The 10115-nt window shown below is 73.8% G+C and carries 4 protein-coding genes and 1 pseudogene; all 5 read right to left on the bottom strand.

The features are described from left to right. Window positions 1-96 precede the first annotated feature (96 nt). Entirely contained in the window at window positions 97-1179 is a 1083-nt protein-coding gene (locus GXP74_RS17915; RefSeq protein ID WP_182452458.1) for an HAD family hydrolase, read from the bottom strand. 94 nt (window positions 1180-1273) lie between these two features. Beyond that, on the bottom strand, window positions 1274-2395 hold the full coding sequence (locus GXP74_RS17910; RefSeq protein ID WP_182452457.1) for an acyl-CoA dehydrogenase family protein: 1122 nt from the start codon (window positions 2393-2395) through the stop codon (window positions 1274-1276). Next, entirely contained in the window at window positions 2388-2678 is a 291-nt protein-coding gene (locus GXP74_RS17905; protein ID WP_182452456.1) for an acyl carrier protein, read from the bottom strand. Before GXP74_RS17905 ends, GXP74_RS17910 begins: the two co-directional genes overlap by 8 nt. Continuing rightward, window positions 2675-3541: a 3-hydroxyacyl-CoA dehydrogenase family protein gene (locus GXP74_RS17900; protein ID WP_182452455.1), complete on the bottom strand. Its 867-nt coding sequence runs from the start codon at window positions 3539-3541 to the stop codon at window positions 2675-2677. Before GXP74_RS17900 ends, GXP74_RS17905 begins: the two co-directional genes overlap by 4 nt. 79 nt (window positions 3542-3620) lie before the next feature. Further along, window positions 3621-10097: pseudogene (locus GXP74_RS41840) on the bottom strand (type I polyketide synthase); the annotation flags it as partial. Window positions 10098-10115 lie beyond the last annotated feature (18 nt).

Here is a 10115-nt window from a genome sequence, read left to right as displayed (position 1 = left end):
CATTCCCTGGCCGAAGCGGATGACGGTCCGCCGTGGCGGTCGTTCTGGATCGTGACGCCACTCAGTTCAGCTGGCCACTGTTCAACTGGCCGCTGTTCAACTGGCCGGGGTGAGATCGGGCGAGACCAGCCGCATCGTGGTCGGGCCCTCGCGCCGGGCGGTGACCAGGTGCAGGCACTGGATGTCGTCGCCGTCGGTGTTGCCGGCGATCCCGTTCAGGCAGTCGCAGGCGTCCTGGGTGAACCCGGCGAAGCGGTAGGCGATCTCCATCATCCGGTTGCGGTCGGTCGGCCGGAAGTCGGCGGCGAGGTGCACCCCGGCCCGGGCGGCCTGGTCGACCAGCCAGTTCAGCAGCACGGTCCCGGCGCCGAAGGTGACCACCCGGCAGGAGGTGGCGAGCAGCTTGAGGTGCCAGACGCCGGGGTGGCGTTCCAGCAGCAGCACGCCGACCGCGCCGTGCGGCCCGAACCGGTCGGTGAGGGTGATGGTCAGCACCTCGTGGTCGGGATCGGCCAGCAGTCCGCGCAGCGCGGAGTCCGAGTAGTGCACCCCGGTGGCGTTCATCTGGCTGGTGCGCAGCGTCAGTTCCTCGACCCGGGTGAGGTCCTCCTGGTCGGCCCGCTTGATCTCCATGACCAGGTCGAGCGAGCGCAGGAAGTCCTCGTCCGGGCCGTTGAAGGAGTCCTTCTCCACCGTGCGGCGGGCGTTGGCCTGGTACATCTCGCGGCGGCGGCGGGCGTCCTCGGTGACCGTCTCCGGGCTGAACTCGGGCCGGTCGACCAGCGTCAGCACGTCCTGCTCGGTGTAGCAGCGGACCTCGGGCACGTGGTAGGCGACCTCGGCCCGTTCGGTGGGCGTGTCGTCGACGAAGGCGATGGTGGTGGGCGCGAACTGCAACTCCTTCGCGATCGTGGTCACCGCGTCGGACTTGCGGCCCCAACTGATCTGCGGCACCAGGAAGTACTCGGCCACGCCGAGCTCCTCCAGCCGCTTCCAGGCCAGGTCGTGGTCGTTCTTGCTGGCAACGGACTGCAGGATGCCCCGGGAGTCGAGTTCCACGATGACGGCGCGGACCTCGTCCGGCAGCCGGACCTCGGCGTCCTCCAGCAGGGTGCCCTGCCAGAGGGTGTTGTCGAGGTCCCAGACCAGGCATTTGACGAGAGTGGGCTTTTCGGGCATGCGAGGGCCTCCGTACGGGACCGGAATTCGATGGACCGGGAACGGCGCTGGGTCAGCGCGTGGTCTTCAGGGCGTGGTCTTCAGGGCGTGGTCTTCAGGGCGTGGTCTTCAGGGCGTGTTCGGCCAGGATGAGTTGGCAGATCTCGTTGCTTCCCTCGATGATCTCCATCAGCTTGGCGTCGCGGTACGCGCGGGCGACCACGTGCCCGTCGGTCGCCCCGGCCGAGCCGAGGACCTGGACCGCGGTGGCCGCGCTGCGGGCGGCCTCACCGGCGCTGACGTGCTTGGCGAGCACGGTCGCGATCACCATCTCCGGCGAGAGCGACTGCCAGGCGGCGCTCGCGTGCTCGCACACCCGGGTGGCGACCTGTTCGGCGACGACGAGTTCGGCCAGGTGCCGGGCGACCAGCTGGTGTTCGCCGATGGGCTTGCCGAACTGCTCACGCTGCCGGGCGTGTCGGGTGGCCGCCGACAGGCAGGCCCGGACGATCCCGGTACAGCCCCAGGCGACCGAGATCCGGCCGTAGGACAGGGCGGTGGTGAACAGCATGGACAGGTCCTGGCCGCCGCCGCCGAGCAGGTGGCCGACCGGCAGCCGGACGTCGTTCAGTCGGATGTTCCAGTGTCCGGCGGCCCGGCAGCCGAGCACCGGAGTGGCGATCGGCACCAGCTCCACGCCGGGGGCGGTGGCGGGCACCACGACCACGCCCGCCTCGTCCCCGTCCCGGCCGAGGATCAGCAGGTAGTCGGCGTACCGGGTGCCGGTCACCCACTTCTTCTCGCCGCTGACCACGACGCTGTCGCCGTCGCGCCGGATGCTGGTCCGCATCGCGGCCAGGTCGCTGCCCGCGTCCGGTTCGCTGAAGCCCACCGCGGCCAGCCGACCACTGGTCAACTCGGCCAGGAATTCCCGGCGTTGGGCCTTGTCGCCGAACCGGGACACCATCCACGCGGCCATCCCGTGCGAGGTCATGATGCTCCGGGTGGAGCTGCACAGACTGCCGACGTGGGCGGTGAGTTCGCCGCTCCGGCCGCTGTCGAGGCCGAGGCCCCCGAAGGTGCTGGGGACCTCGGCGCAGAGCAGCCCCCGGGCACCGAGCTTGCGCAGCAGGTCGATCGGCAGTTCGCCGGCCAGATCCCACTGCTCGGCCTGGTCACCGATCAGCTCGGTGACCAGGGCCCGCTCGTCGTCCAGGAGTGCGGACGGCTCAGGCATCGGCGGCCACGCCGTCCTCGGACAGGCGCAGCACCAGTGCGGCCATCACCTGGGCGGTGCGGAAGTTGTCGAGCTTCAGCTCGGGACCGATGATCGCGATGTCGTAGGTCGACTCAAGGTGGACGACCAGTTGCATGGTGAACATCGACGAGGCAAGACCGGAGGCGAAGATGTCGTCCTCGGGCTTGATCTCGGTCTTGATCTTCTCGCTGAGGTAGCTGGTCAGCTCGCCCTCGATGACCTCGGCCGTCAGCGGGCTCGTCGCGGCGGTCTGCTCGGTCATGACGCCACCTTTCCGTAGTCGTAGAAACCTTCGCCGGTCTTCCGGCCGAACTTCCCCGCCCGCACCAGGTCGAGCAGGTAGTCACAGGGGCGGCAACTGCTGTCGCCGGTACGCTCGAAGAGCACGTTGAGTGAGTCGACCAGGTTGTCCAGGCCGATGAGGTCGGCGGTGCGCAGCGGTCCGGTCGCGTGCCCGAGGCAGCCTTCGAGCAGTCCGTCGACCACCTCGACCGTGGCGACGCCGTCCTGGACCAGCTTGGCCGCGCTGTTGATCAGCGGGTGCAGCACCTGGTTGATCACGAAACCCGGGGCGTCGTTCACCACCAGGCCCTTGCGGCCCAGGGTCTCCAGCAGGTCGGTGACCGCCGTCAGGGTGGCGTCGCTGCTGCGCGGGCCACGGATGACCTCGACCATGACGATCATGTAGGCCGGGTTCATGAAGTGGACGCCGACCAGCTCCTCCGGCCGGGCCACCGAGGACGCCATCTCGTCGATCGGGATGCACGAGGTGTTGGAGATCAGCAGCGTCCCGGGCCTGACGATCTGGGAGACCTCGCTGAGCACCTTGGCCTTGGTCTCGGGGAGTTCGGTGACCGCCTCGATCACGGTGGTGGCGTCGGCCGCGTCCGCCAGCGACACGCTGGTGACCAGCTTCGCCGGGGTGCGCCCGGCGGGCAGCTTGCCCATCAGCTGGGCGTGCCGCAGCTTCAGGGCGACGGTCTGCTCCGCCTCGGCCAGCACTGCCTCGCTGACGTCGACCAGCACGACGGGCACCCCGTGGCCGAGGGCCAGGGCGGCGATGTTGGTCCCCATCACCCCGCCGCCCACGACGGCCAGGCGGTGGTCACGTGGATCGGTGCTCATGCTTCAGCTCCTTGGCAGTTAAGGCAGTTACGACAGTTGTGATGGTTGCGAGAGTTGCGGCAGCCGCGAGAGGTGCGGTTCACAGCTCGGTGAGCCACTGCTCGACCACGGCGGCGGTGGTGTCCACGTGCTCCCCCAGCATCGAGAAGTGGTTGCCGGGCACCTCGACCGCCGTGGACCGGCTGGAGAACACCCACGCCGACATCTGGCTGGTGGGTTCCAGCGCGCCCGGGATCGAGTCGTTCGCCCAGACCTGGAGGGTCGGGACGTCCGATGGGCCGATTTCCTGCCAGTCGAACAGGAAGTAGTGGGCCATCGCGGTCAACCAGGCGTCATCGTCGACGTCGTGGGAGTTGTGCTCCAACGCGACATCGAGGAAGTCGGACCAGTGGAAATCGGTGAGTCCCTTCTTCGGCGGGGGGAACGTGTCGAGCAGGACGAGTCCGGCGGGAGGGTTGCCGTTGTCCTCCAGATGCCGTGCCAGGGCGTGGGCGACCAGTCCACCACTGGAATGCCCCAGCAGGATGACCGGCACATGATCCATTGATTGACTCAAGATGTCCGCCTGTACCCGGACCAGGTCGGAGAGCCGTTCCGGCAGCGGTTCGCCCTGGCGGAACCCGGGTTGGGCGAGCACCGACATCGGCCGCCTGCCCTGGAACCGCCCGGCCAGCCGGACGTACTCCTGCGGACCGGACCGGCCGAAGAACGAGGGCAAACAGAACACCCGTACCGGGGAGGTGCCTTGAGCGACCGTCAATGCCTTGGGCAGGTCCGCGAGTTCGGCCGTGTCGGAGAACGTCGGCCGGAACGCCGCGAGTCCGGTGATCAGTGCCATCGCCTCCTCGGCCCGGCCCGCACCGGCCGCCTGCCGGTACAGCGCGCCGAGGTCGAGCCCGGAGACCGCGTCGCCGCCGGTCCGCGACTCGGGCGCGGGCCGCAGCCGGTAGCGGTACTCGTCGGGCCGGCTGGCGCCGTCCGGTCCGAGCTGGTCGAGCAGGTGCTGCGCCAGCGCGGTGACCGTCGGGTAGTCGAACACCACGGTGCTCGCCAGCCGGACGCCGCCGGCCCCGCCGAGCCGGTTGCGCAACTCCACCGCCGTCAGCGAGTCGAACCCGAGCTCGCTGAACGAGCGCTGCGGATCGACCCGGTCGGCGGAGCCGTGGCCGAGGACGGTGGCCACCTCGGCCCGGACGTGGTCGGTCACCAGCTCGGCGCGCTGCTCGGGCGGCAGCGCCCGCAGCCGCTCGGCCAGGACGACGCCGCTGTCGGCCCCGGCGGCGGCCCGGCGCGCGGGCCTGACCACCCCGGCCAGCATCGGCGGCACCTCCACCGCGGCCCCGGCCGGGGCGGTCAGCACCGGCACCAGCAGCGCCGCGCCCGCCCGCAGCCCGGCGTCCAGCGCGGCGGTGCCGGTGGCCTCGGTGAACGGCACCACCCCGCCGCGACGCATCCGCTGGATGTCGGCCTGCGACAGTCCGCTGGTCATCCCGAAGCTGGTGCTCCACGGGCCCCAGGCGAGCGAGGTCCCGGGGTGTCCGGCCGCCCGCCGCCGCAGCACCAACGCGTCCAACGCGGTGTTGGCGGCGGCGTAGTTGCCCTGCCCGGCGGTGCCGACCACGCCGGAGATGGAGGAGAACACCACGAAGTGGCTCAGGTCGTGGTCGCGGGTCAGCTCGTCGAGCAGTTCCGCGCCGCGCAGTTTCGGCGCCAGCACCCGGTCCAGCCGCTCCGGGGTCAGCTTCTCGACGGTGGCGTCGTCGAGCACCCCGGCGGTGTGGATCACCGCGCCCAGCTCCCCCGCCTCGGCGACCACCCGGGCCAGCGCGGCCCGGTCGGTGACGTCGCAGGCGGCGATCCGGACCCGGGCCCCGGCCGCCTCCAGCTCCTGCCGCAGCTCCGGCGCCCGGCCGGAGCGGCTGAGCAGTACCAGTTCGCGGACGCCGTGCGCGGCCACCAGGTGCCGGGCCACCAGCGAGCCCAGGCCGCCGGTCCCGCCGGTGATCAGCACCGGCCCGCTGACCGGCCTCGGCAGCCGGACGACCACCCGGCCCCCGGTCCCGGTCTCCGCTTCGGTCTCCGCTTCGGTCTCCGCTTCGGTCTGCGTTTCGGCCAGGCGGCGGAGCGCCTCCCGCAGCCGTCCGGCCTCGAACACCGCCATCGGCAGCGCGCCCGCGATCGGCAGCGCCGCCTCGGCGAACGACCGGCCCGGCGGCACCGGCGCGAGCAGCCGCGCCTCCGCCACCGCCGAGGTGCCCAACGCCGCCGGGAACAGCCCCCGTACCCGGTCGCCGAGCGCGAACCCGGCCACCTCGGGGCCCAGTTCGGTGACCACGCCGGCGCCTTCGCGGCCGAGCGGCGCGCCCGGCTCGGCCCGCAGGTCCTCCGGGTGCAGCGCCACGGCGCGGACCGCCAGCCGCACCTGCCCGGCGGCCAGCGGCCGCGCCGCCTCGGCCGGCAGCAGCCGCACCTCGGACCCGGTGTCGGACCAGTGGGCCCGCCAGTCCCCGTCCGGGAGGGTCGGCTCGGCGGCGGCGCGGGCCAGCGCCGGGGTCCAGCCCCGGCCGCCGCGCAGCGCGACCTGCGGCGCGCCGCTGGCCACCGCCGCCCGCCACCGCGGCAGCGAGTCCTGGTCGACGTCGACCAGGACGACCCGTCCGGGGTTCTCCGAGGCGACCGAGCGGACCAGGCCCCACACGGCCGCCCCGGCCACGTCCACCTGGCCCGCCCCGGTGGCGTCCGGCAGCACCGCGTCCCGGGTGACCACCAGCAGCCGCGCCGAGGCCAGCGCCTCGTCGGCCAGCCACCGCTGCACCTCGCCCAGTACCCGGACCAGCTGCTCGGCCGGGTCGCCCCCGGCCACGGTCAGCACCGCGAACGCGGGCGGCTCGCCCGGCGGCGGCGCGGCCACCGACAGCCCGAACGCGTCCGCGCCGAGCAGCACCCCGCGCGCCCCGGCGACCGCCGCGGTCGGCTCCGGCAGCTCCAGCGGGCTCCACTCCAGTTCCAGCAGCGCGCGGGCGCCGGGACCGGCGGCCGGGGACAGCTGCTCCCGGTTCACCTCGCGGACGGTCACCCGCTCCGCGCTGAGCACCGGGCCTCCGGCGGCGTCGACCACGGTCAGCCCGATCCCGCCGTCCAGGCCGCCCTCGCGCAGCCGGATCCGGGCCCGGATCCGGCGCGCGCCGGTGGCCGCCAGCCGCACGCCCTCCCAGGAGAACGGGACCCGGCTGCCGCCCTGCGCGAGCAGGCCGATGCTCTGCAGCACCACGTCCAGCAGCGCCGGGTGCATCCCGAAGTCCTCGGCCGTGCCCGCCGCCTCGGGCAGCTCGACCTCGACGAACAGCTCACCGCTGTCCGCCGGGCCGCGCCAGGCGGCGGCAAGGCCGCGGAATGCCGGGCCGTAGTCGAAGCCGCCGAGGGCGAAGCCCTCGTAGAAGCCGGTGACGTCGACCGGCTCGGCCTGCGGCGGCGGCCAACTTGCCGCCCAGTCGGTGTCGACGGCAGCCCGGCTGTCGCTGAGCAGGCCGGTGGCGTGCGGGATCCACTCGTCCGGTCCGGCGCCGTCGGGACCGGCGTGCTGCTCCGGGCTGGAGTAGATCCGGACCTCGCGGTCCCGGACCACCACCTGCACGGTGACCCCGCCGCGCTCGGGCAGGAGCAGCGGGGCCGCCAGGGTCAGCTCCTCCAGCCCGTCGCAGCCGACCAACTCTCCCGCTCGCAAAGCCAGTTCCACGAAGCCGGTGCCGGGGAACAGCACCGCGCCGAGCACCGCGTGGTCGGCCAGCCACGGCTGGGCGTCGCGGCTCAGCCGCCCGGACAGCACCCAGCCGCCGTCGGCCAGGCCCACCACCGCGCCCAACAGCGGGTGGTCGGCGCGGGCCAGACCGGCGGCGGACATGTCGCCCACCCGCGCGGTCGGCGCGGTCGGCCAGAACCGCTCGCGCTGGAAGGCGTAGCCGGGCAGCTCCGCCCGCCGGGGCTGGAGGCCGGTGAAGGTGGCGGCCCAGTCGACGTCCACCCCGGACACCCACAGCCGGGCGGCCCCGGTCAGTACCGCGCGCACCTCGTCCTCGTCCCGGCCCAGCGGCGCCACCGGCACCGGCCGGTCGCCGACGGTCCCCCGCTCGCCGACGATCCCGGTGACCGCGCCGGACAGCGCCGCCCGCGGCCCCACCTCGGCGATCGCGTCCACCCCGGCGTCGAGCACGGTGGCCACCCCGTCCGCGAACCGGACCGCCGCGCGTACCTGCTCGACCCAGTACGCGGGGTCGGTCAGCCGCTGGGCGATCAGCCCGGTCACGTTGGAGACCACCGGCAGGGTCGGCTGGGCGTAGCGCAGTTGGCGGGCCACCGCGCCGAACTCCGCCAGCATCGGGTCCATCAGCGCCGAGTGGAAGGCGCGGCTGACCCGCAGTCGGCTGGTCCGGCCGGGCCAGGCGTCGGCGATCGCCAGCACCTCGGCCTCGTCGCCGGAGACCACCACCGCGTTCGGGCCGTTCACCGCCGCGATCGACACCCCCCCGGTCAGCGCCGCCCGTACGTCGGCCTCGGCGCCGTCCAGCGCGACCATCGCGCCGCCCTCGGGCAGGGCACCCATCAGCCGGGCCCGCGCCGCCACCAGGCGGCAGGCGTCCGCCAGCGACCACACTCCGGCCAGGTGGGCGGCGGTCAGCTCGCCGATCGAGTGGCCGGCCAGCAGCTCCGGGCGCACCCCCCAGGACTCCAGCAGCCGGTACTGGGCCACCTCGAAGGCGAACAGACCGGGCTGGGCGAACTCGGTCCGGTGCACCCGCTCGTCGGCGAGGGCCTCCCGCAGGTCCGGGCCGAACTCGGCCAGTACCTCCTCGAAGGCCGCCGCGAACACCGGGAACCTGGCCGCCAGTGCCCGGCCCATCCCCGGGCGCTGCGCCCCCTGGCCGGAGAAGACCACGCCGACCCGGCGCTCCCGGGCGGCCCGGCCGCGTACCGGCGCGGCCCCGGTCAGCTCCGCCGCCGAACCGCCGACCAGCACCGCCCGTTCGGCCAGCGTCGCCCGGGTGGTGGCCAGCGCCCAGCCGGTGTCCACCGGGTCGCGGTCCGCCCCGGCCAGCCGGGCCAGGTTCGCGGTGACCGCGCCCGGGTCGGCGCCGGAGACCACCCACGGCACCAGGACGCCCGACGGCCGCGCCGGGAGCGGCTCGGCCTCGGGCTCCGGTGCCTGCTCCACGATCACGTGCGCGTTGGTCCCGCTGATCCCGAACGCGGAGATCCCGGCCCGGCGCGGCCGACCGGTCCGCGGCCAGTCCCGGTGCTCGGTGGCCAGCTCCACCGCCCCGGCCGACCAGTCCACGTGCGAGCTGCGCCGCTCGACGTGCAGCGTGCGCGGGATCTCGGCGTGGCGCAGCGCCTCGACCATCTTGAGCACCCCGGCCACCCCGGCGGCGGCCTGGGTGTGCCCGATGTTGGACTTGACCGAGCCGAGGTACAGCGGTTCGGCGCGGTCGCCGCCGTAGCCGGCGATCAGCGCCTGCGCCTCGATCGGGTCGCCCAGCGCGGTGCCGGTGCCGTGTGCCTCGACCACGTCGACGTCGGCGGCCCTGAGTCCGGCGTCGGCCAGCGCCCGGGCGATCACCCGCCGCTGCGAGGGGCCGTTCGGGGCGGTCAGGCCGTTGGACGCGCCGTCGGAGTTCACCGCGCTGCCGCGGACCACGGCCAGCACCCGGTGGCCCAGCCGCCGCGCGTCCGAGAGCCGTTCCAGGACCAGCACCCCGGCGCCCTCCCCCCAGCCGGTGCCGTCCGCGGTCTCGGCGAACGCCTTGCACCGGCCGTCGGAGGCGAGCCCGCCCTGCCGCTGGAACTCCACGAACGCGCCCGGGGTGGACATCACGGTGACCCCGCCGACCAGCGCCAGCGAGCACTCCCCGGCGCGCAGCGCCCGGGCCGCCAGGTGCAGCGCGACCAGCGAGGAGGAGCAGGCGGTGTCCACCGAGACCGCCGGGCCCTCCAGGCCGAGCGCGTAGGACACCCGCCCGGACAGCACCGAGGCGATGTTGCCGGTCGCCACGTGGCCCTCGGTGTCGGCGCCGTCGGCCGCGGCGCTGAGCAGCACCGGGTAGTCCTGGCCGTTGGTGCCCAGGTAGACGGCGGTGTCCGAGCCGTGCAGCCGGGAGACGTCCAGACCGGCGTGCTCCAGCGCCTGGTAGCAGCACTCCAGTACCAGCCGCTGCTGCGGGTCCATGGCGTAGGCCTCGCGCGGCGAGATCCCGAAGAAGCCGGGGTCGAACCCGGCGGCGTCGTCCAGGAAGCCGCCGACCGGCAGCGGTCCGAACGCGGCGAACGCCTCCAGGTCCCAGCCCCGGTCGTCCGGGAAGTCGGTCATCGCGTCGACGCCGTCGGCCACCAGCCGCCACAGCGCCGCCGAGGAGTCCACCCCGCCGGGGAACCGGCAGGCGGTGCCGACGATGGCGATCGGCTCCCGCGCCTCGGCCCGGACCTCGTCCAGCCGCTGCCGGGTGTCCTGGAGCTCCGCGGTGACCTTCTTCAGGTAGCCGAGCATCTTGTTGTCGGTCATGACATCCTCCGCGAACGCTCG

This window comes from Streptacidiphilus sp. P02-A3a, assembly GCF_014084105.1.
Lineage (GTDB): Bacteria > Actinomycetota > Actinomycetes > Streptomycetales > Streptomycetaceae > Streptacidiphilus.
This window is presented reverse-complemented; position numbering and strand designations above follow the sequence as displayed.

Excerpts from the sequence above, each read along its gene's own strand:
- GXP74_RS17915 (WP_182452458.1), bottom strand. The coding sequence starts at position 1,179 with ATGCCCGAAAAGCCCACTCTCGTCAAATGCCTGGTCTGGGACCTCGAC.
- GXP74_RS17910 (WP_182452457.1), bottom strand. The coding sequence starts at position 2,395 with ATGCCTGAGCCGTCCGCACTCCTGGACGACGAGCGGGCCCTGGTCACC.
- GXP74_RS17905 (WP_182452456.1), bottom strand. The coding sequence starts at position 2,678 with ATGACCGAGCAGACCGCCGCGACGAGCCCGCTGACGGCCGAGGTCATC.
- GXP74_RS17900 (WP_182452455.1), bottom strand. The coding sequence starts at position 3,541 with ATGAGCACCGATCCACGTGACCACCGCCTGGCCGTCGTGGGCGGCGGG.